General features: G+C 33.1%; 22 protein-coding genes and 1 pseudogene. 17 read left to right on the top strand and 6 right to left on the bottom strand.

Translation table 11 applies throughout. The features are described 5' to 3' along the window. Window positions 1-126: 126 nt before the first annotated feature. Both ACFQ0I_RS14990 and ACFQ0I_RS14985 read right to left on the bottom strand, forming a co-directional pair. Window positions 127-474 carry a hypothetical protein gene (locus tag ACFQ0I_RS14990; protein ID WP_379943637.1) on the bottom strand — a complete coding sequence of 116 codons (348 nt, stop codon included), beginning with the start codon at window positions 472-474 and terminating at the stop codon, window positions 127-129. A gap of 316 nt (window positions 475-790) precedes the next feature. Next, window positions 791-2,251 (bottom strand): aminoacyl-histidine dipeptidase, encoded by a 1,461-nt coding sequence (locus ACFQ0I_RS14985; protein WP_379943635.1) that lies wholly within the window; start codon window positions 2,249-2,251, stop codon window positions 791-793. A 71-nt stretch (window positions 2,252-2,322) separates the two neighbouring features. On the opposite strand from ACFQ0I_RS14985, the gene ACFQ0I_RS14980 reads away from it, so the two are divergent. Then, complete coding sequence (locus ACFQ0I_RS14980; protein WP_379943633.1) at window positions 2,323-3,390, top strand: DUF3810 domain-containing protein; 1,068 nt, start codon at window positions 2,323-2,325, stop codon at window positions 3,388-3,390. Here ACFQ0I_RS14980 and ACFQ0I_RS14975 read toward each other — a convergent pair. Next, entirely contained in the window at window positions 3,387-6,008 is a 2,622-nt protein-coding gene (locus ACFQ0I_RS14975; RefSeq protein ID WP_379943631.1) for a T9SS type A sorting domain-containing protein, read from the bottom strand. The genes ACFQ0I_RS14980 and ACFQ0I_RS14975 overlap by 4 nt on opposite strands. A 35-nt stretch (window positions 6,009-6,043) precedes the next feature. Between ACFQ0I_RS14975 and ACFQ0I_RS14970 the strand changes: the two genes are divergently transcribed. The 16 genes and pseudogenes from ACFQ0I_RS14970 to ACFQ0I_RS14895 all read left to right on the top strand — a co-directional run bounded on the left by ACFQ0I_RS14970 (window position 6,044) and on the right by ACFQ0I_RS14895 (window position 21,587). Next, window positions 6,044-6,844, top strand: coding sequence for a TrmH family RNA methyltransferase (locus ACFQ0I_RS14970; RefSeq protein ID WP_379943630.1), 801 nt, complete (start codon window positions 6,044-6,046; stop codon window positions 6,842-6,844). Window positions 6,845-6,907: 63 nt separating this feature from the next. Then, window positions 6,908-7,222 (top strand): annotated as a pseudogene (locus tag ACFQ0I_RS14965) (GIY-YIG nuclease family protein). Between the two features lie 70 nt (window positions 7,223-7,292). Beyond that, a complete protein-coding gene (locus ACFQ0I_RS14960) occupies window positions 7,293-8,528 on the top strand; it encodes a M48 family metallopeptidase (protein ID WP_379943628.1) in 1,236 nt (411 codons plus the stop codon). A gap of 305 nt (window positions 8,529-8,833) precedes the next feature. After that, on the top strand, window positions 8,834-9,673 hold the full coding sequence (locus ACFQ0I_RS14955; protein WP_379943627.1) for an oxidoreductase: 840 nt from the start codon (window positions 8,834-8,836) through the stop codon (window positions 9,671-9,673). Window positions 9,674-9,829: 156 nt separating this feature from the next. Beyond that, entirely contained in the window at window positions 9,830-10,924 is a 1,095-nt protein-coding gene (locus tag ACFQ0I_RS14950; protein ID WP_379943626.1) for an MBL fold metallo-hydrolase, read from the top strand. 45 nt (window positions 10,925-10,969) lie between these two features. Beyond that, window positions 10,970-11,920, top strand: a complete 951-nt coding sequence (locus ACFQ0I_RS14945; protein WP_379943625.1) for an SDR family oxidoreductase — start codon at window positions 10,970-10,972, stop codon at window positions 11,918-11,920. 26 nt (window positions 11,921-11,946) lie between these two features. Further along, window positions 11,947-12,453 carry a hypothetical protein gene (locus ACFQ0I_RS14940; RefSeq protein WP_379943624.1) on the top strand — a complete coding sequence of 169 codons (507 nt, stop codon included), beginning with the start codon at window positions 11,947-11,949 and terminating at the stop codon, window positions 12,451-12,453. A 9-nt stretch (window positions 12,454-12,462) separates the two neighbouring features. After that, window positions 12,463-13,377 (top strand): helix-turn-helix domain-containing protein, encoded by a 915-nt coding sequence (locus ACFQ0I_RS14935; RefSeq protein WP_379943622.1) that lies wholly within the window; start codon window positions 12,463-12,465, stop codon window positions 13,375-13,377. Between the two features lie 7 nt (window positions 13,378-13,384). Continuing rightward, on the top strand, window positions 13,385-14,056 hold the full coding sequence (locus ACFQ0I_RS14930) for an NAD-dependent epimerase/dehydratase family protein (protein WP_379943620.1): 672 nt from the start codon (window positions 13,385-13,387) through the stop codon (window positions 14,054-14,056). A gap of 275 nt (window positions 14,057-14,331) precedes the next feature. Further along, window positions 14,332-15,027 (top strand): GNAT family N-acetyltransferase, encoded by a 696-nt coding sequence (locus ACFQ0I_RS14925; RefSeq protein ID WP_379943618.1) that lies wholly within the window; start codon window positions 14,332-14,334, stop codon window positions 15,025-15,027. 54 nt (window positions 15,028-15,081) lie between these two features. Then, window positions 15,082-16,014, top strand: a complete 933-nt coding sequence (locus tag ACFQ0I_RS14920; RefSeq protein WP_379943616.1) for an alpha/beta hydrolase — start codon at window positions 15,082-15,084, stop codon at window positions 16,012-16,014. A 144-nt stretch (window positions 16,015-16,158) separates the two neighbouring features. After that, complete coding sequence (locus ACFQ0I_RS14915; RefSeq protein WP_379943614.1) at window positions 16,159-16,350, top strand: hypothetical protein; 192 nt, start codon at window positions 16,159-16,161, stop codon at window positions 16,348-16,350. Window positions 16,351-16,949: 599 nt separating this feature from the next. Beyond that, a complete protein-coding gene (locus ACFQ0I_RS14910) occupies window positions 16,950-17,630 on the top strand; it encodes a hypothetical protein (protein WP_379943612.1) in 681 nt (226 codons plus the stop codon). 103 nt (window positions 17,631-17,733) lie between these two features. Then, window positions 17,734-18,426, top strand: a complete 693-nt coding sequence (locus ACFQ0I_RS14905) for a hypothetical protein (RefSeq protein WP_379943610.1) — start codon at window positions 17,734-17,736, stop codon at window positions 18,424-18,426. Window positions 18,427-18,830: 404 nt separating this feature from the next. Beyond that, window positions 18,831-20,714, top strand: coding sequence for a DEAD/DEAH box helicase (locus ACFQ0I_RS14900; RefSeq protein WP_379943608.1), 1,884 nt, complete (start codon window positions 18,831-18,833; stop codon window positions 20,712-20,714). A gap of 102 nt (window positions 20,715-20,816) precedes the next feature. Then, window positions 20,817-21,587, top strand: a complete 771-nt coding sequence (locus ACFQ0I_RS14895; protein WP_379943606.1) for a carboxypeptidase-like regulatory domain-containing protein — start codon at window positions 20,817-20,819, stop codon at window positions 21,585-21,587. Between the two features lie 56 nt (window positions 21,588-21,643). On the opposite strand, the gene ACFQ0I_RS14890 is transcribed toward ACFQ0I_RS14895, so the two are convergent. The 3 genes from ACFQ0I_RS14890 to yidD form a co-directional block, all read right to left on the bottom strand. Further along, complete coding sequence (locus tag ACFQ0I_RS14890) at window positions 21,644-22,171, bottom strand: SRPBCC family protein (RefSeq protein ID WP_379943604.1); 528 nt, start codon at window positions 22,169-22,171, stop codon at window positions 21,644-21,646. Between the two features lie 40 nt (window positions 22,172-22,211). After that, window positions 22,212-22,865 (bottom strand): TrmH family RNA methyltransferase, encoded by a 654-nt coding sequence (locus ACFQ0I_RS14885; RefSeq protein WP_379943602.1) that lies wholly within the window; start codon window positions 22,863-22,865, stop codon window positions 22,212-22,214. Window positions 22,866-22,958: 93 nt separating this feature from the next. Further along, window positions 22,959-23,180, bottom strand: coding sequence for a membrane protein insertion efficiency factor YidD (yidD, locus tag ACFQ0I_RS14880; protein ID WP_379943600.1), 222 nt, complete (start codon window positions 23,178-23,180; stop codon window positions 22,959-22,961). Window positions 23,181-23,239 lie beyond the last annotated feature (59 nt).

The raw sequence follows: 23,239 nt of genomic DNA, 5'->3' as shown, positions 1-23,239 counted from the left end.
GCAATCGCTAACGCAGCACCCCAAGGCTATTCTCAACATTATAAGTTGTGCCAACCACAAACAAAAAAGACCGCTGTTAAAGCGATCTTTTAAAATTTAATTCTTACAAAATGTACCTAATAACTACTAAAAATTAGTTAATAGGTCTCTATATTCCTTTAAGTCGGCAATGTTTATTTTATTCTTTAAATTTTTTAATAAAGACAATAAATATTTTAAACTTTCTACTGGCTCATTATCTATCTCTTCTTCAACATCTTCGGCATCAGCAAGTATCGGAATAAGAAACGAGTTATTCTCTTCAATATGCTCGTAAGTTAGTCTAAGAACTTTTACTACCAAAGGAATTTGCTCCTCTAAGGCATAAGATCTCAATTGTTTAATATCGTCAATTAAGGTATCAGTATTAATACCTGTTTTATCTAGATTTACTAGAATTTTATCGATTAATTTAATTGCTGCTTTATTTTCCAAAAGTTTAAGATTATGTGAATACTCGATTTGTTATACTTTATAAAAACGACTTCTTTTAAAATCAAATAGGTCTGTTTTTTATGGATGGCAAATTTACTTTAAACCTTTTAAATAACCTCATTTTTTATTATTTCAATACAATAAAATCTTCCCAATTGCCAGAAGTTTGTATATGCTGTTTAAAATCACACATTTAACTCAATGCTATATACGTAAACATGCCAGATTCAAAATCCACACTTCCATAAAAATAAAAACTAAAAGAGGATATAGTTTTCCAACTCCTTAGGAATCAGATCCTCTCTTAATTATTAAATTATTTTACTGGAATATTCTTCAAAATCGCTAAAACAAATTTCCAATATTTTTCAACCGAAGAAATTTGTGCGCGTTCATCTGGAGAATGTGCTCCTTTAATATTCGGACCAAAACTAATCATATCCATCTTTGGGTAATTTTGCCCTAAAATACCGCATTCTAAACCTGCATGACAAGCCGCAACATGTGGTTGCTCGCCATTTAAATCTTCATATAATTGTGTCATTATTTTTAAAATGGGCGACTCCATATTCGGGGTCCATCCAGGATAATCTCCCGTTAGTTCAACCTCGCATCCTGTTAATTCAAAAGTGGCTCTTAAGGTATTGGCTAAATCCATTTTAGAACTTTCTACAGACGATCGTGTTAAGCAAGCTATTTTAATTTCACCATTTTTAACCTCAACTCTTGCCAGGTTATTCGATGTTTCTACCAATTCCGGAATATCGGCACTCATTCTATACACCCCATTTTGCGCTGCATAAATGGCACGCGTTAAACCTTCCTGTACACCTAAATCCATAATCATTTTAGGCGTTTCTACTTTAAAAACTTCAATTTCTAAATCAGGCTCCATAGTTTTTAGCTCTGCTTTAATAGCTTCGGCTAATTCTAAAGTTTCGGTAACAAAGGTTTCTTCATGCATAGCATCAATAGCAACTATAGCACTACTTTCTCTAGGAATGGCATTACGCAAACTCCCACCATCAATTTCAGAAATACGCAATCCGAAGTTTTCAAATCCGTCAAACAATAAGCGGTTCATTATCTTATTGGCATTTCCTAAGCCTTCGTGTATTTGCATTCCGGAATGACCGCCTTGTAAGCCTTTTACCTTTATCCCAAATCCTATTTTAAATTCTGGTGTTTCTTCTTCATGATACGATCTAGTAGCTGTAACATCGATACCTCCAGCACAACCTACACCTATTTCGTCATCTTCTTCGGTATCTAAATTTAAAAGAATCCCACCAGATAGTAAGCCGCCTTTTAAACCTTGAGCACCTGTCATGCCAGTTTCTTCATCAATGGTAAATAACGCTTCAATTGCGGGATGCGGGATATCTTTACTTTCTAAAATGGCCATAATGGTAGCAACGCCTAATCCGTTATCGGCACCTAAAGTGGTTCCTTTAGCACGAACCCAATCGCCTTGAACATACATGTCTATACCCTGAGTGCTAAAATCGAACTCTGTATCGTTATTTTTTTGATGTACCATGTCTAAATGCGATTGCATAACTACGGTAGTTCTATTTTCAAATCCCGCGGTGGCCGGTTTTTTTATAATAACGTTACCAACTTCATCTACAATAGTTTCTAGTCCTAGATTTTCACCAAAAGCTTTCATAAATTGGATAACCTGTTCTTCTTTTTTTGAAGCACGAGGTATGGCATTTAAGTCGGCGAATTTATTCCAAAGTTGTTGTGGTTTTAATTGTCTTATTTCTGAATTCATGTTGTTCTATTTAAGTCGAACAAAGATAACATATCTAATTAGGATTAATAAACATTTCCTTATTTTTGAATATGCTAAAAAACACCAAAACGCTTATTACGCTCTCGTTAATACCGCAATATATTTTTATTAAATGGGTATCGCATTACCCCGAGTTTGTAGAAACCTTTTATAGTAATGGCATTTATGCATACATCTCTAAACTTTTTAGATATTCTTTAGGATGGATACCATTTTCTTTTGGCGATTTGGTTTACGCGTTTTCTATTATTTATATCATTAGGTGGTTTTATTTAAACAGAAAAAGTTTAAGAAAAAACACTAGACAATATATTATAGACGTTGCAAGTGCAACCGCCATAATTTATTTTGCATTTCATGTGCTTTGGGGGCTAAATTATTACAGATTGCCGCTATACAAAAGTTTGAATTTAAAAGCAGATTATACAACCGCACAACTTGTGGATGTTACAAAAAAATTAATTGACAAGTCGAACACAATTCATTACGAAATAGCTGGAAACGACTCCATTAAAATTGATATCCCTTATACAAAAGGTAAAATTTTTAAATTAGCGCCGAGAGGCTATGATAATTTAAAAAACACATTCCCGAGTTTGGAATATCACCCCAAAAGCATTAAAAAATCGTTGTTTAGTTACCCCCTAACCTATATGGGATTTAGCGGTTATTTAAACCCAATAACAAACGAAGCACATGTTGATGCGTTAATTCCGAAATACCTATTCCCAACCACAACTTCGCACGAAATGGCACATCAAGTAGGCTATGCCGCCGAGAATGAAGCAAATTTTATAGGATGCCTTGCCTCCATTAACCACGACGATATCTATTTTCAATATACAGGATACACCTTCGCCTTACGTTTTTGCCTTAATGAAATTGCACGACGCGATGAAGCCTTATTCGAGGAGCTTTATAAAACCGTTAATAAAGGAATTTTATACAATTATAAAGAAGCCCGCGATTTCTGGGACAGCTACGAAAATCCTTTAGAACCCATTTTTAAAACCACCTATAGTTCGTACTTAAAAGCTAACAAACAAGCAAAAGGTATGGAGAGTTACAGCTATGTAGTAGCGTTGTTTGTGAATTATTTTGAAAAAGAAGTTCTTTAATTTATCAATAGTTTTTTTGTAATTTGATTATTTGCATCCGAAACTTTTATAAAATAGAGTCCGCTTTTTAACTGAGACACATCCAGCTGTATTGCCTTGTTTTTCAACTCGTGGTTAGAACTAAAAATTAATTTTCCTTGAATATCGTAAACTTTTACTTGTATTTTATTATTTACTTTATTGTTAAATTTCAATTCCACAAAACTATTGGTTGGATTCGGGAATGTTGAAAAAGCACCATTATCAAACTGTGAGTTTGAAAGGGTAGCAACAAATTCTGTTTCAAATGTATTTGTTACTATCGCTGGGTTAAAATCGAAGTAAATTTCAGCAAAGTTAGGAATAATGTCGCCTACACTATAACCTGCTAAAGGTTTTATTTTATAATAAACATAACCGTGGCTATTTGGTTCGTCCATCGATTCACTTGGTAAATGAATGTTATTGAATTTCCAATTTAATTGATTATCGGTTCTTGTAAACACATAATCATGACTTGCATTAAGCATTTGAATGGTTGATTTATCTAATTTTGGATTTAACGCATTATCAATTGATACATTTATAGCATCAGCAGTTCCTACGTTTTGGAATCTAACAGTATAATATAAATAATCATCTGAAGTGAAACTATTATGAAGAATTTCTGAGCCGTGGGATTCTAAAATATCATTTGGGTCGTAAGAACCTATTACTGTTTCGGTTAATGTAGATATATTGTTTGATATATCTAAATCATCAGTCGAATAAATTGCCGTATTTGTTAACATATCTCCTAAATTGACATTCACAGGAACAACCATATTTACCCGAACAATTTCCGAATAATTTGACTCCAAATCATTAAAGTTTAATATAAACCCAGTTGAAGTGTTTGTAACAGAATTTCCTGAATCCACATATGATACGTCATCAAAAACAAGAGAAGCATCTTGTACAAATTCTACATTACCAGATACAACCGTTTCTACCCCTTTATTTTGAACAACTAAATAGTTTTTATAATTAAAACCAGGTCTCGGCGATGCAAAGGACACTAAATAAACAGCTATATCGCTGCAATCTTGTATTTTAGTAATTGGTAAGTTATAATTTACTTTACTTCCTTTAGCTACATTTATGTTTTCATAAGTGGCAGTAGCTATATTATAACACTGTTGAAATTCATCATCAATTGTATAGGTTATATCATAAGTATTAGTTTCGTCATCACTTATAATATTAAAAACTCCCGTTGATGAATATAAATCATGTTGGATACCATCATTGTTTTTTTCATAAGTCAATGTTCCATTTAAAAAATTAATTTCATCAGTATCAAAAGTTGTATTGGTATTAGCATCATAAAAAGCATTGGCTTCAATAACACCTGCTTGTGAACAATCCTTTACAACCAATGTCAATGGAGCCACTGTATAGCAATAGTTATTACCCCAATCCTCAACATCCACATAAATAGTTTGAGGGTTACTAATATTTGTATAATTATCTTGGTCTGAAACTGACTGCTGTTGGTTTGCATCTAAATAAAACGCAATATCGTAATATTGGTAGTTGTTTGCGTCACTAATAATTTTGTTTCTTACGGCAGCTAAATCGAATATAGCTTTTCCATCACCATCCTCATCACAGATTTCATAAGGATTCAGCTCAATTAATGGTGGCTTGTAAATGGTAAAACTAAAAGATGTTATAGCATAACTTCCCTTAGTATATTCTTCCACTCTAGCATAAATCGTTTCCTGATCTGAAACAGTATAAATTGAAGGCAAAACATTCACTTTAGTCTCAGCGTCGACTTGTGTTTTGTAGTAAGTAACTGAAAAACTATTCGGGTCTTGATTTCCCAAAATTTCAGCGTTATATTTCGTTAAATCTATTTCAGAAATACCATCTTGCCCTTCCTCGTCAAAATCACACATATAAACTCCCCCAAGGTTTTGAGCGTTTGCAAACAATACTCGCAAAGTAATATTTTTAGTTTTTGCTTCACCACTAACCTTATGTTCTGCCCTTACATAAACACCTTGCGGGTTAATTGTATTTTGAAAACTTGAAGAATTTGATATGGGATTTATCCCAAATTCAGCATCCGTTTGACTTAAATGATAGGTTATGTTATAATCATTGATATCTTTTGACCCACAAAGCAAATCGACAGACGTTAAATCAAATACAGACAAACCATCTGAATTATTATCATAAACTTCTATCTCCGGGATTGTAGCAAATAAATCAGAAACTTCAATAAAATTATAAGCACTTAAATAAACAATATATTGATTTGGAACTTTTTTATTTGCTCTATAATAAATAGTTTGTGAACTAAAAATATTTATGTAAGCTTCAGGATTTAATATAGGATTCGTTTCATTATCTCTATCTGCTAGAGTTTCATAATAAACAATTGGGTAATAATCTTCTGGACTACCTTTATCTATTCTACAAAATGTTTCGAACGGGAAAGCTTCAGTTAAATTAAAACTTGCAAAGCCGTCGTTATCATCATCACAAGCATAAACTACTGTATATCCACAAGGAGCTGGCGGACCTTGAACCTGTGCAAAACTTATCAAAGACAAAAAACCAACAAATAAAAAAGTAATTTTTAATTTCATATAGCGTAAATTTGCATAACAAAATTAATACATAAATGCTTACAAAAGCGATTTCAAGCCTACAAAATCCAGTTATTAAACAACTTTTACAATTAAAAGACAAGTCGCGCGAACGTAAAAAGTCTGGCTTATTTTTAATTGAAGGCGTTCGTGAAATTACATTGGCTTTAAAAGGCGGTTACGAATTGGAAACTATATTGTTTTATCCAGAGCTTTTTAATGAAGTGCAGGTGAAAGCATTAACACAACAACAACTCACCCTTATCGAGATTTCTAAAGACGTTTATGAAAAACTAGCGTATCGGGGAACTACCGAAGGTGTTATGGCTGTAGCTAAAAGCAAAACGCATAGCATGGATGCTTTAAAATTCAATACAGAAAACCCACTAATTTTAGTTGCAGAAGCACCCGAAAAACCAGGAAATATTGGTGCTTTATTGCGTACTGCCGATGCTGCAAATGTTGATGCGGTAATTATTGCAAATCCAAAATCTGATTTGTACAACCCCAATATAATTCGATCAAGCGTAGGTTGCGTGTTTACCAAAAACATTGCTCTTGGCTCCACTTCAGAAATTATTAGATTTTTGAAAGCACAAAACATAAACATTTACTGCGCCGCATTACAAGCTTCTGTAAATTATAATACACAAGATTTCACGAAACCTACCGCCATAGTGGTAGGCACCGAAGCCACTGGGCTAAGTAATGAATGGTTAGAAAATGCCACTCAAAATATTATTATACCCATGCAGGGCGAAATAGATTCTATGAATGTATCTGTTGCGGCAGGAATTCTTATTTTTGAGGCGAAAAGACAACGGGGATTTAAATAATAACCAATATGTCACACTGAGCGCAGTCGAAGTGCATTTCAAATCTTAACAAATTTTAAAAACATGCATTTCTATTATGTTTACATCTTAAAATGTTCTGATGAGTCTTATTATACTGGAATTACAAGTAATTTAGATTAACGTATAGAAGAACATGCATTTGGAAGGTATAAAAATTGCTACACATATAAACGAAGACCTATAGAAGTTAAATTTTACGAAACTTTTAACGATGTATTGCAAGCAAAATATTTTGAAAAGAAAATAAAAAACTGGACATGAGCCAAGAAAAAAGCGTTAATAACAGGTAATTTTAATATGCTGCAAATTTTAGCAGAATGCAGAAATGCAACTCAGTATAAGTATCTAAACAAATAAGCACTTCGACTGCGCTCAGTGTGACATTTAGTTTCTATTTTTGTTTTACGGAATTTATCTTTCTAACAACATGACATCAACCACATTATTTTACATCATTATTGCAATTATAATCATCAATTTTATAGTTGATAAAATTCTTGACGCTTTAAATGCTAAACATTATAACGATAAACTTCCTGAAGAATTACAGGATGTGTATGACGAAACTGAATACAAAAAATCGCAAAACTATAAAGCAACAAACTACAGATTTGGCATTTTAACATCGTCGTTTTCAGTAATTTTAACATTAGGATTTTTGTTTTTTGACGGTTTTGAGTTTGTCGACAACATCGCGAGAAGTTACAGCGAAAACCCCATTGTAATTGCTTTAATTTTCTTTGGAATTATTATGATTGGAAGTGATATTTTAACAACGCCATTTTCTTATTACAGCACCTTTGTTATTGAAGAAAAATTCGGATTTAATAAAACTACAAAAAAAACATTTGTGCTAGATAAAATAAAAGGATGGCTCATGATGGCCATTGTTGGCGGTGGTATTTTATCCGTTATCATTTGGTTTTACCAATCTACTGGCATTTATTTTTGGCTGTACGCCTGGGGATTAGTGGCCGTTTTTGTTGTGTTTATGAACATGTTTTATTCAAAATTAATAGTGCCACTTTTTAATAAACAAACACCTTTAGAAGCCGGCAGCCTACGCGATAAAATTGCGGCATACGCTGAAACTGTTGGTTTTAAATTAGATAAAATTTTCGTGATTGATGGCTCCAAACGCAGTACCAAAGCCAATGCCTATTTTTCTGGTTTTGGCAGCGAAAAACGCGTAACCCTTTACGACACCTTAATTAACGATTTAGAAGAAGATGAAATCGTTGCCGTATTAGCACACGAAGTTGGGCATTACAAGAAAAAGCATATTATTTTCAATCTGTTTTCTTCCATTTTACTCACAGGCTTTTTGCTTTACATATTATCGCTCTTTATCTCTAACCCCATACTTTCAAATGCGTTGGGAGTAGACATACCAAGTTTTCATATTGGTTTAATTGCATTTGGTATGTTATATTCGCCCATTTCTGAAATTACAGGATTAATCATGAACCTATTTTCCAGAAAATTTGAATATCAGGCAGATGATTATGCGAAAAACACCTTTAAAGCAGAACCACTTATTACCTCGCTAAAAAAACTATCTAAAAACAGTTTAAGCAATTTAACACCGCACCCAGCGTATGTGTTTATGCACTATTCGCATCCTACGCTTTTAGAACGTATTAGGAATTTAAGAAAGCAATAGCTCCTATCATTTTAAGAGGTTTTACTTTGGTAATCTTAACACTAAAAGGCAAAACCAATAATAAAATTGATCGTTTAAGTACGAAAAAACGCATTTACATTAGAGGCCAACAATAAAATTAATATAACCTAAGAATTTTAGGAGTTATATTAATTTCATTACATGTAAACCACAAGCTACCACAAAACAACTCCTAACCAAAACAGCTTACCTTTCCTTAAAAAGTATTCGCTTTCCCTTAAAATATATACATCTGATAGTATTGGTTTTTAGAATTTTGCCTCATAAATTATAAACACCACAAAATGAACAATTCAAAAATTATAGTTATTACAGGCGCATCTTCGGGTATTGGTAAAGCCACAGCACTTTATCTATTAGAAAAAGGCCATAAAGTATATGGTTTAGCCAGAAGAGTTGACAAAATGGACGATATCATTAAAAAAGGTGGCGTTGCTAAAGAAATGGATGTAACCAACCACCAACAAGTTAAAGAGGTAATCGCATCCATCATTGAAACAGAAGGTAGAATTGATGTTTTAGTAAACAATGCAGGTTATTCTATTTACGGCCCAATCGAAGACACCAGTTATGAAATGGCAAAACAACAGTTTGAAGTAAATCTTTTTGGTTTGGTCGAAGTCACCAAAGCTGTACTTCCCATCATGAGAAAGCAGAAATCTGGCATCATTTTTAATATGAGTTCTATGGGAGGAAAAATTTATATGCCACTTATGGGCTGGTATGGCGCTACAAAATGGGCTCTAGAAGGCTGGAGCGATGTATTAAGACTTGAAGTCAAACAATTTGGCATTAAAGTAGTCATAATAGAACCAGGTATGGTTAAAAGTGAACTTGCCGAAAACACCTTACTTCACGCCGCTGAGAATAAAAATACCGCATATTTTGAACTTAAAAAAACAATTTTAGCCGGACTTGTTAACACATTCAACCCTGATGCATCAAGTGATCCCATTGTTGTGGCAAAGGTGATAGAAACAGCAATGCATTCCACAGATCCTGAAACTCGCTATCCTGTTGGTAATATGGCTATGGAAAATATTGAAACCAGAGCTTCCATGAGCGATAAAGCATACGACACACTGGTAATGGAACAGTTAGAATCTGCGGCAAATCTAAAATAATTTAAGACTTAAAAATTACTGATATTAAGGAAAAAGTATTCACCTTTCCCGAAAATGTATTCAACCAAAATATATTTATTAAGGAATTTTGCAGTGTAAAAATATAGAACAAATCACCAGAAGGGTATTGATAAAATGATATTAATTAAAAGAGTAATGATAGGAATACTTTTAATGACAGGATTTATAACAATTGGAACTGTCTTTTTTTTAAACACAGAACAATTTGGAAAGCATCCAATGGGTGAAAGATTATTGAAGATAGAACAATCGCCTAATTTCAAAAATGGGAGTTTTCAGAATTTGAGTGAAACTCCAATGCTGACTGAAGGCGCTGGTTACGGAAAAGTGTTATATGAGTTTGTTTTTTCATCTAAACCAAAAGAACCAACCCAATATATTCCTTCAGCAAAAACCGATTTGAAGGCCTTAAACCCCAAAGAAAACGTGCTAATTTGGATGGGACATTCAACTTACTTTATGCAAATAGATGGCAAAAAAATATTGGTAGACCCTGTATTAAGCGGTAATGCATCACCACTTTCTTTTACAACAAATGCGTATAATGGCACCGATATTTATTCAACTGATGACTTTCCTGAAATAGATTATTTGTTTTTGTCGCACGACCATTGGGATCATATGGATTTTAAAACACTTAAAAAATTGAAGCCAAAAATTAAGCATATAATAACCGGCCTTGGTAACGGTGCCCATTTAGAACATTGGGGCTTTAAATCACATATCATTATGGAGGGAGATTGGTATGATACGCTTCAACTCGAAGAAGGATTTACAGTACATATAACACCTGCACGACATTTCTCTGGAAGAGGTTTTAAGCGTGCACAAACACTTTGGGCTTCGTTCGCTTTACAAACACCCTCTACTAATATATACATTGGTGGTGATAGTGGATACGACACACATTTTAAGACTATTGGAGATAAATATGGCCCTTTTGAACTTGCCATCTTAGAAAATGGTCAATACGATAAAAAATGGAAATATATCCATATGTTACCAGGAGAACAATTGAAAGCTGCAAATGATTTAAAAGCAAAAGCTATTTTGCCTGTGCATTTAGGAAAGTTCACCCTTGCCAATCACGATTGGAACGAACCGTTAGATAAAATTACAAATGAAAATAACCAATCTGCTATTAAAGTCATAACTCCTTTAATTGGGGAGCAAGTAAATTTGCGTGATAGTTTACAACAATTTAAACATTGGTGGAAAAATATAGATTAACAGATTTTATTAGCAGAATAAATAAACAAAACAAAAACAAAAAAAATGAATTCAAATCAATTTGGAAAACAAGGGTGGACACCCAATAGAATAGAGAATTTAAATGGCAAAACATACCTTGTTACTGGTACTACAAGTGGTACAGGATTTGAAGCAGCTAAAATATTACTCTCTAAAGGAGCCAAAGTGGTGATGCTTAATCGAAACCAAAAAAAATCAGCGGACACCATCTCTACTTTAAAGCAAACGCTTGGTAATAACATAGATGTATCAGCCATACAAATGGATTTGGCTGAACAAGCTTCTGTAAAAAGAGCAGCAGATGAGATTCTTAAAACAGTTACTCAAATTGACGCACTTATTTTAAACGCTGCCATTGCCCAAGTGCCAAAACAAACTCTTACGGTTGATGGTTTTGAAAGTCAGCTTGGTGTAAACCACTACGGTAATTTTTTGCTTCAGGGACTACTCTACCCTCGCATTGAAGAATCCAATGGTCGTATTGTAACTGTAGGTAGTATGGGTTATAATTTAGGTATTAAGTCCATACAGTTTGACGATATGAACTGGGATAAAAACTACAGTCCTAATAGTGTATATAGCCAAAGCAAATTGGCGCAGATCATGTGTCTTTACGAATTACAGAACAGACTAAAAGAAGCGGGCAAGACCCATGTAAAAGTATATGCTTGTCACCCAGGCGCTTCCAGAACCTCGTTGATTAGAACCAGCGGAAGTTTAATGACACGTTTTGTTTGGCAATTAATAAAATTGTCTCCAATGGTACAATCTGCTGAAAAAGGTGCCTACCCAGAATTGATGTGTGCCTTAGAACCTGACTTGGATCAAAGCGGATTTTACGGCCCTACAGGACGAAATTATTGGACTGGTCCGGTTGGCGAATGCAAATTAGAGCCGCATGCAAAAGATAAACCTGTGATGGAGCGGTTGTGGAAAGTATCAGAAGAGGCAACTGGTTTTAAATGGAATTTTTAAATTAGAAGATTCAAAATAAATAAGATATGGACATTTTAAAAACAGCAACAGAATGGGCAAAAGCCGAACTTTTTTCAACCCCATTTTTCATTCTATTTGGAGTGCTATTTATGGTGGCAAGTCTAGGGTTTTGGCAATTGGGAAAAACTGATATAGCGAGAGCCTACATCATTCCCATGTTGGTGGCAGGAGCCTTATTAACTATTATTGGTCTTGGATTGTTTTTTACAAATAAATCGAGAATAACACAATTTGAAACAGCTTACAACGCAGATGCCTCGACCTTTGTAGCCTCAGAAATTGAGCGTACAGAAGCAACATTAAAGGAATATAAAAACGTTGTTTTTACCGCCATTCCGCTAATTATCGTGGTCTGTGCTCTAGTTATTTTCTTTGTTAACACCCCAGGATGGCGGGCAAGCTTGATTACAACGATTGCCATGTTAGTAGTTATTTTGTTGATTGACGGTACTGCCCACGCCAGAATTAAATCCTATAATGAGCAGCTGCATTTAGTAGAAAAAAAGAACTAATTTTATAAGATGAAAGACATCATTAATATAGATAGCATCAGTAGTATTCATAAAGCGCTTGGTTTATCAAGTCCTGCGCACCCTTTAATTTCCGTTATTTCAACCAGAGAATTAAAGAAAAAACTACAAATTTCTGCTGGTAAATTCAGTTTTAACTTATTTATTATCAGCCTAAAAGAAATTGGTACTGGCGCGTTTCAATACGGTCGAAAATCGTATGACTATCAAGACAGTAGCCTAATTTTTACAGCGCCAGGTCAGGTAATGCAATTTGAAGAGGACCAAAACCAACGAAAACAGGATGGTGAAGGATGGGATATTTTTTTTCATCCCGATTTTATTAGACACTCGTCTTTAGCAAGAACAATTTCAGAATATTCTTTTTTTGAATATGAAAATAACGAAGCCTTACATGTTTCAGAAAAAGAGAAAAAAATTCTGTTAGATTTTGTAACCAATATTGCAAACGAGATTGACCAAAATATTGATAAACACACCCAAGAATTGATTATCATTAATTTGGAAAGTATTTTAAAATACAGTAAGCGATTTTATGATAGGCAGTTTTATACACGAAGTAATTATAACAAAGACTATTTAATTAAATTTGAGAAGTACTTAAAAAACTATTTTACATCTAACCAATTAGTGGAAAACGGCTTACCAAGTGTTCAGCAATGTGGTGATGCACTTCATTTATCGGGTTATTATTTAAGCGATTTATTAAAAGTTGAAACAGGAAAAACGGCAAAAGAGCATATATTGCTTTATATGGTTGAAGAAGCAAAAACCAAATTATTAAACTCAAATTCTTCAGTAAGTGAAATTGCCTACGATTTTGGATTTGAATACCCGCAACATTTCAGTAAAGTCTTCAAATCTAAAACAGGGTTTAGTCCTTCAGAATATAGAAATTTAAATTAAAACACCAATGAAAGTTATAATTACAGGTTCAACAGGTATGGTTGGTAAAGGTGTATTACTAGAATGTATAGATGATGCAAGCGTTGAAAATATTTTGCTAATAAATAGAAGTCCTATTGATATTTCTCACTCTAAAATAAAAGAAATTATACATAAGGATTTTACTGATTTTAGTAGCATACAAGATGAGTTTAAAGGGTATAATGCGTGTTTTCATTGTATGGGTGTATCATCGGCAGGTATAAATGCAGAAGCCTATTACAAACTGACATTTTCAATTTCAGAGGCACTTGTAAATGCTACCTATCAAGCAAATCCTGATATGCTATTTACATACGTATCAGGTGCGGGAACAGATAGCAGTGAACAAGGTAATACCATATGGGCACGAGTTAAAGGCAAAACCGAAAATTTAATTTTAAACAAGGGCTTTAAAGATGCTTATGCTTTTAGACTAGGCGCCATTTTACCAGAACGTGGCGTAAAATCTAAAACCAAATTATACAATTTCTTCTATGTCATTACGAAACCCATTTTTCCTTTATTAAAAAGAATGAAATCGGTAACAACGACTTCTAAAATTGGACAGGCAATGATTAATTTATACAATAATCCTCAACCCTTAAAGCATCTCGAAGGCGCTGATATAAATCAAATTGTAACATTATATAAGCACTAGTACAAAACAATTCAGAAGTTTTAACAAAACCATCGCTCATGTCAAGGTTATTAGGCACGATTCTTCCTATTCAAAAAGACTACCAAACGTGAAACAGCCTAAAAACACAAGAAATATTCATCAATTAACTAATAAAAAATAAATAATTTTACAGAATCTCAGTAACAAAAACTTACTTTATCCTGATATTTGTAACGCCTATTAAATTATAAGTTATAAGCATGCTTGAAGGCGTCTAGAAGTATTCATATTTCAAATTAATTTCATTCATTTTAATGATAGACTTAGAACATCAATTAAAAAACCCCGTTTGGTATTCTTTAAAAGAAACTCATAAAAAATTTGTTGTAGAATTTAACGACGTACAATTTTATGACCCAGAAATTTGCAATTTTGCTGCCTTTTTCGATGAAACAAAAACAGCAAAAGCCTCTAATGACTATTTAAAAATTTCTGATGAATTCTTCTTCGTTTCAGAAAATCAAACACCTATAATAGACGACAACAAAGTTTACTTAGCAAAAAAAACTGATGGTTGTCAAATGGTTTTAAATAAGCTAGCAGATGTTGAAATAGACGAAAACATTGTGTTGTTAGATGCTACATATATTGATGAGATATATGATTTAATATGGTTGGTGATGCCTGGTTACTATAAAAAAAGAACCTTCGAAATGGGCAAATATTTTGGCATATTTAAAAATGGCAAATTAGTTTCAATAGCAGGACAGCGCATGCAAACTAATCTATTTATTGAAGTTAGCGCTGTAGTTACACATCCTAATTATACGGGAAAAGGACTGGCAAAACAATTAATTGCCTACAATACAAAAGAAATTTTAAAAGAAAACAAAACACCTATTTTACATACAAATAAAGGAAACAAAGCAATTCCGCTTTATGAAAAATTAGGGTATCAATTAACAAGAAATATGAACTGGTGGTTGTATCGTAAAAAAAAAGCTGAATAAGAACCCAGCGTATAATATAACGACCAGAATTTAACAATTGAAAATCGAAATAAAATGAATTTTAAAATTATTGCTTTAATTATACTTTTTACTTTGTCGTTACAGACAAATGCTCAAGATGCACTTGCAAAAGTTGTAAATGGAAAGCTTGTTAGAATCGATAATTTTCAATCGAAATATATAACTCCAAGGCATATTGATATTTGGTTACCAGACGGATATTCAGATTCAACAAAATACGCAGTTTTATATATGCACGATGGCCAAATGTTATATGATTCTGAACAATCGTGGAATAAACAAGCTTGGGATATTGATGATGCAGCATCCAAACTATTCAACACTAAGCGTACAAAAAAATTCATTGTTGTTGGAATTTGGAATGGCGGCGAAACACGTCATTCCGATTATTTTCCGCAAAAGCCATTTAAATCTTTATCTAAAAGTGAAAAAGACACAGTAAACGCCCAACTAAAGCGTTCTCATGTTCCAATAAAAACAACATTTAATCCTCAGTCGGATAACTACCTCAAATTTATGGTTGAAGAACTTAAACCTTATATAGATAACACTTATTCGGTTTATCGTGATAGGGAAAACACCTATGTAATGGGCAGCAGTATGGGAGGTTTAATTTCTATGTATGCCATTTGCGAATATCCCAAGGTATTTGGTGGCGCAGCCTGTTTATCTACACATTGGGTAGGCACGTTTATTTTAGAAAACAACCCGATGCCAAATGAATTTCTTAAATATTTGAAAAAGAAACTGCCAAATCCGAACAAACATAAAATATATTTTGATTGTGGCGATCAAACGTTAGATGCGTTATATCCAGATATTCAAAATAAGGTAGATAGCATAATGATTGAAAAAGGATATAACAGCTCGAGTTGGGAAACAAAATATTTTCCTGGTGAAAACCACAGCGAACAAGCATGGAATAAACGTGCTAGCATTCCTTTGGAGTTCTTATTTAAAAAATAACTTTTTCTAAATCAACAGATAAACTTTTGTTAGTTTTAGTAAAACCAAAACATGTTGACGGTTTATTAACTTCTAATTTTATCACGGAAAATCTCATGTGGCTTAGTCGTTCTTAACGTTAAAAAGTCAAAAAAACAGAAATTAATGGACGAATTACAATTACACGCCTTTGGACAACATGACCATCTTGAATGTTTAAAGAAAAAATATGACTCTCTAAGTCTAGATATTAAAGGAAATAAAAAATTGACTGAATCCGAAAAAAAATCACAATTGGAAACTTTGACAAAATCATTTGAAAAAGAAAAAAAAGAAGCTCAAAACAACTTATACTAAATTTCATGAATAAAATAAGAATTATAGGATTAGTAATACTTATTGTCGGAATTATAATAATGTTCTCTTTTGAAAACGAAGTTACAGATTTTATTTCGGCCCTTTTACTCGGTCTTGGTTTTGGATTTCTAATAATTGGGAAAGTTAGAAAATCAGTAAAATAATTGACTTCGGAATTAAAGAAAGTATGTAGAATTAAAAATCGCATCAACTAAATATTTTAGACATGGGAAGAACTTGGTTAATAGTAATAACAATATTTATTTTTTTAATAGTTCTTTTCTTTTATTGGAAATTTACTGTTGGTCCGTACAAAAAAGCAAATAGTGAAAAAATGAGAAAACTATGGGGTATAAGAACTTTTTATTGGGAAGGTTTAATATATGTCGCTACCGGAATTACAATTCTAATATTGTTAATTTTAAAATGGGCAAAGGTTCTGACTTTTTAGTAGTTTAAAAGTCAATAAAAATTGCTAATTTTAGTTAAACCAAGGCTAGTTGCGTGTTTTTAGCTTCAAATTTTCCTTTGGAAAATTCTCGCTCAAAAACAAGCAACATTACATAAACATAATCGTTTCCAAATTTTTAAGAAAACCAATGAACAGAATAATTTCACTCTTACTTATAATTTCATTTTTTAATTGTTCTAATAGCGCTCATGAAAAAATAAAAATTGAAAATTTTGAATTAAAAAAGCAGATAAAATCCCTTAACTCTGAATTAGATTCGTTAAAAAATTTACCAAGCGTTCAATTTGAGAGTATCATTACCAAAGATATTTCATTTGATTCGCTGCGAATCAAATCTACAACGGAATATATTTTACCAATAAAACAAGAAGAATTAAAGACATCGGACTCTATACTTATTCGAGAATATCTGCACTTCTCTAAAAAATTCCCAGAATCTTATTTCTCCATGTATGCAATAGACAGAATAAGAAGTATTGGCGAAAAACAAAATATTTTGAAAATTAATCAAATTGTTGGAAAATGGAATTGGGAAGCACTAACAAATGCTGAGTTTCCTTTTAAAGGTAAAAAGAACGAGCAAATTGAATTTGACAAAGATAAAACAGTTCGCTTTTACAAAAATGGAAATTTAATTTCGGAAGAAAAATACGAACTGTTAAGAAAAACTTCTCCAACACATCAAATAAGATTTAGTAAAAAAGGTATTTATACAATAACAATTAAGGAAGGAGAATTATTAACTTTAACAAAAGGACAATTTTTATGTTTTGATTGCGGAACAGAAGTTTACAAGAAAACGAAATAAAAAAACTGTCACCACAAAGTATATTTTTATTTCTGCTTCTAGCTTACTTTCAAAATCTCGTACTCAAAACCACACTATTCATAAAATAACCGTTATAAACAAGTTGAAAAACGCACTACAATTAATATTTATAGTTATTGGATTAACATCTTGCAAAGCACAAGATATCAATGGTATTTGGATGTCGTACAATAATTATGTGATTGACAAAGAGTCAATGACCACTTCTGGTAACGAAGGTTTTATAATTGACTTCGACAATAAAACCTTTAGTGCAATATTTATAGATAGTATCATACCTACCAAAATTGATTTTAAAAATTCTAAACTATCTTTTAACGATGACTCGTTAAGTATTGATTTCCATGTTTTTGGAAAAGATTCGATTGAAATAGATTTTGAACAGAATATGATGCACGTGTTCAGACCCTTGAAATTAAATCACAAGCTTTCAGTCAACAAAAGTCAAATTAGTAAATTTCTAACCAAAAATAATTTCGATAAAACCAATGATGGAATCGACTTTATTTTTAGCGATAAAGTATTTTTTCGTGATGAATTGTTTGAAAAACCAAAAAAGAGAAATACTATTATAAATAAAACTTGGAATGATGAAGGCTATTGGTATATTAAAGAAATTCAACAAAACTTTTTTCTGATTTTTACTATTGACCAAATATCCAATCAAAATATCTATCAAATTATTTCTATGGACAATTGTAAAATGCAATTGCAACTACTTCAAGAAGATGAATTTAGAAACTCAAAATTAACAGAATTAAAAATCTGCTTGTAATACATAACTATAACCAGTAGAAATAAATCACCTTAAACTCCTCGCTGTAACCTTGGTTGGTTGCTGCGTTAACAATTGAACGCTTCGACTGCGCTCACCGCAGGCTAAGTGTTTGAGCTCCCCGACCTAAGGAAGGAGCGAGTAGTGTAATATTTATATTCACGAATTCCAAAATTTAAATTATAAAGGTATGAGTAAAGCATATTAAAACGCCCAAAACATTAGCAAACACCGTGCTTCAATTAAAAAGATTCCCACTTTCGAGGGAATGACAAATAAATTTGTACCTTTGCCGCTTGAAATAATTCCTCAGGGTGAGGATGTGTTGCTAGAAGGTTAGGTTTAAGTATGTCGATTCGCTTCTTATGTAACACCACATAATACAATCGAATACTTATACACGAATGAACACATTCCAAGATTTAGGTCTTAATGAGGACCTTTTACACGCTATTACCGATTTAGGGTTTACACAACCCAGTGAAGTACAAAACAAAGCAATCCCAATTTTATTAAATTCTGAAACCGATTTGGTAGCCTTAGCGCAAACCGGAACAGGTAAAACGGCTGCTTTTGGTTTTCCGATGCTTCAAAAAATTAATATTGATAGCAGAACGACGCAAGGTTTAATCTTATCGCCTACCCGCGAACTTTGTTTGCAAATTACCAACGAAATGAAACTTTACGGCAAGTACTGCAAAGGACTTAACGTTGTTGCGGTTTACGGTGGTGCTAGTATAACAGACCAAGCCAGAGATATTAAAAAAGGAGCGCAAATTATTGTGGCAACTCCTGGGCGTATTAAAGATATGATTAGCAGACGTTTGGTAGATATTTCTAAAATTGAATATGCTGTTTTAGATGAAGCCGATGAGATGCTAAACATGGGCTTTTTTGAAGATATTACCGATATTTTATCGAACACGCCTGAAGACAAGTGTACCTGGTTATTCTCTGCAACTATGCCAAGAGAGGTATCTGTGATTGCTAAAAAATTCATGGAAAACCCACAGGAAATTACTGTTGGAAATAAAAATGAAAGTACAAGTCAAGTATCTCACGAATATTATTTAGTAAATTCTAGAGATCGTTATGACGCCTTAAAACGTTTAGCCGATGCCAACCCAGATATTTTTTCGGTTGTATTTTGTAGAACAAAAAACGATACCCAAAAAGTTGCCGAACGCTTAATTGAAGACGGTTATAGTGCGGGTGCTTTACATGGCGATTTAAGTCAGAACCAACGTGATTTGGTGATGAATTCGTTTAGAAAAAACCAAATACAGATGCTTGTTGCTACCGATGTGGCGGCACGTGGTATTGATGTAGACGATATTACTCACGTAATTAATTACCAACTTCCTGATGAAATTGAAACCTATACACACCGTTCTGGTAGAACCGGGCGTGCTGGAAAAACAGGTGTTTCTATGGTAATTGTTTCTAAAAGTGAGGTGCGAAAAATAAAAAGTATTGAGCGCATTATTAATAAAGCGTTCGAGAAAAAAGATATTCCTGATGGTTCTGAAATTTGCGAAGTGCAATTAATGTCGCTTGCCAATAAAATTCACAATACAGAAATCAATCACGAAATTGATAAACATTTAGACAGTATTAATGAATTGTTTGAAGACACTTCTAAAGACGAATTAATTAAGAAATTCTTCTCGGTTGAGTTTACAAGATTCTTTAACTATTACCAAAAATCGAAAAACCTGAACGTTTCTGATGCCGATATTAGAGATAGAGATGGTGGTCGTGATTTTGGTGGAAGTGCTGATTCTACGCGTTATTTTATAAACGTAGGTAGTAAAGATGGTTTTGACTGGATGCAATTAAAAGACTTCCTTAAAGAAGTTTTAGAACTTGGTAGAGATGATGTGTTTAAAGTGGAAGTAAAAGACAGTTTTTCATTCTTTAATACCAATAACGAATTAAAAGATAAAATCTTAGCCTTTTTTACCGATTACAAGCACAACGGACGCTTTGTAAATGTTGAAGTTTCTGAAAATCGCGGTGGCGGCGGAAGACGCAGCGACCGACGTGGTGGAGGAAAACGCGATGGTGGAAACCGTAGCGATAGACGTAGCGGTGGCGAACGTCGTTCTAGTTCTAGGAGCGATTCTAGCCGAGGCGAAAGAAGTGAAAGACGAAGCGGAGGCGAATCGAGAGCAAGACGTTCTGGTGGCGACTCGAACAGCGCACCAAATCGCGCAGCAAGACGCTCTGGAGGTGATTTTAAACCAAGCGATTCTGGTATTGCAAGACCAAGACGCTCTAGAAGATAATTAAACATTATTGTTAATTTTAAGTCAAAAAAAACATAGAAACAAATTATTATTTTTTTGTTTAGTACTTTTATAACCTATTAAGTATTACAAAATCATCTTATGAAAAACAACCTACTCCTTATTTTATTATTAATTACCTCAACTGTTGTCTTTGGGCAACAAAATGATAAAGTAACTGGGGTTGTTGTTAATGCTTCTAATGGAGAAGTGCTTGAAAGTGTAAATATTGTTAATTTAAATCAAGTTGTAGGTACAGCTACTAATAGCGAAGGAAAATTTCAAATTACCGCCAAGGCCAATGATACACTACATTTTTCGTATTTAGGTTTTAAATCTATAAAAGTTAGGGTTACTAACGACTGGTTAAAGTTTGGAAGTTCTAAAATTGAACTTACCGAATTAGCTCTGGCGCTTGAAGAAGTTGTAGTAAATCAGTTAAAATTAACGGGTTATTTGGTAGTAGATATTAAGCAAGTTCCTATAATTAATAATAATTACCGTTATAGTATTTCGGGCTTACCAAGTACCGGTTACGAAGCCGATTCTCCAGGTGCTATCACAAAAATTGTAGGTTCTATTTTTAATCCGGCAGATTTTCTGCATCGTATGTTTGGCAAAAAACCAAATGAAATGCGAAAGCTGAAAAAAATGAAAGAAGATGACGAAATTAGAAATTTATTAGCTACTCGATTTGACCGTGAAATGCTTACCGTTTTATTACAAGTTGAACGTGTGGATTTAGATGAAATTATTAGCAGATGTAATTACTCCAAAGGTTTTATACAAACCGCTAACGATTTACAAATATTAGATGCGATTAGTGAGTGCTACGAAGAATACAAAGTGTTAAACAGGAATAAAAAGTATTAAACAGAAATAAAAAATATAAAAAAGGAAGCTCGAAGGCTTCCTTTTTTTATTTTAAATTATTTTTCGAGTATGTTTTTTAAACTAACTAAACCTTCTTCAAAATCTTTTCCGACGGTTTTTTCCATATTAAAAAACACCATAAACACATTAAAGGGCATTGGGTTTTTGCCACTAAAACCCCAAGTAACATTTGTTTGATTTTTTTCTAATTCTACCACACGCAGATAGGCATCAGATTCTGATTTCCAGGGTTTAAAAAAACGTAATTTAGATTGAATTAGTTGATTTTCTTTGACACTTAAAATCTCCTGCTCGCCCATTCCAACATCTTTGTTCCCTTCCCATTTAGCAATAAAACCAACCTCGCCATCTACTCCAACAAAAGATTGTTTCATGTTAGGATCTTTCTTTTTCCATGGCGACCAATCATCTTGATTTTTAATATATTTTAAATAATCAAAAACTTCAGAAACTGGTTTATTTATAACAACACTCCTATTTACGGCATACTTCTGTGGTGCGATAAACATGATAATTATTATGGACACTATTATACCTATAAAAACATACAGTAAAACAATCATAACCTAGTAATTTAGTATAACTTAAATATACAAAAAAATACTATTGATGGTAAAAGCGCTGTACTATTTCGTCATAGCTCTTAATAGTTTTTCGTATCCAATCTAACCGCTTTGCTAGTAACTCTTCTTCTGTTAACTGCCAGTTAATTGTCGACTGTTTTAACTTGGTAGTTACATGCTGCAAAATAATCGCTGCCGACACCGAAATATTTAAACTCTCTGTAAACCCAACCATCGGAATTTTTAGATAACAATCTGCTACTTTTAAAACTTCTTCCGAAAGTCCTTCTGTTTCCCGACCAAAGAAAAAACAAGACTTTTTTGTGACATCAAATTCGTGTAATTCGCAATCATTGGCGTGCGGTGTAGTAGCCACTATTTGATATCCCTTTGCCTTCAAATTTAAGACACAATCTTTAACCGAGTGAAACCTATTAATATCCACCCATTTTTGAGCGCCCATGGCTATTTCTCTGTCAATTCGCTTGGAATTTCGTTCTTCAACTATATTGACTTCCTGTATACCAAACACATCACAACTTCTTATAACAGCACTTGTATTATGTAATTGGTAGACATCTTCGGTAGCAACCGTAAAATGCTTCGTGCGTTGTTGTAACACTTTCGTGAATTTTTCCTTTCTGGAATCGGTTAAGAAACTTTCTAAATGTTCTAAAAGTTTTAAATCTATCATACGTTAAGTTAAAAACCGAAGTTACTCAAAATCGTTATCACTTAAATATCCTTTTTAGTTTCTATAGAATAAACTCGTGCGCATCCTTTTAATTTAAGGAACAGGGTCGTAGCCAGAACCGCCCCATGGATGACAGCTAAAAATACGTTTTATAGCTAATTTTCCGCCTTTAAGTAATCCGTGTTTTTGCAATGCTTCTTTAGTATAATGAGAACAAGTAGGCTGATATCTACAGGTTGCAGGTAGAAATGGCGAAATAAGTGTTTGATACACTTTAATTAAAAACAAAAAAGGTGCAATAAGTATTTTTTTCATTTTAAAACAAAACCTTTATGTTTTGTAAGATTGAGCCTTTAGACTATGTTCTAAAGCAA

The organism is Mariniflexile aquimaris, assembly GCF_042676825.1.
GTDB classification, from domain to species: domain Bacteria; phylum Bacteroidota; class Bacteroidia; order Flavobacteriales; family Flavobacteriaceae; genus Mariniflexile; species Mariniflexile aquimaris.
The sequence above is the reverse complement of the archived record's forward strand: the minus strand, read 5'-3'. Positions and strand labels throughout refer to the sequence as shown.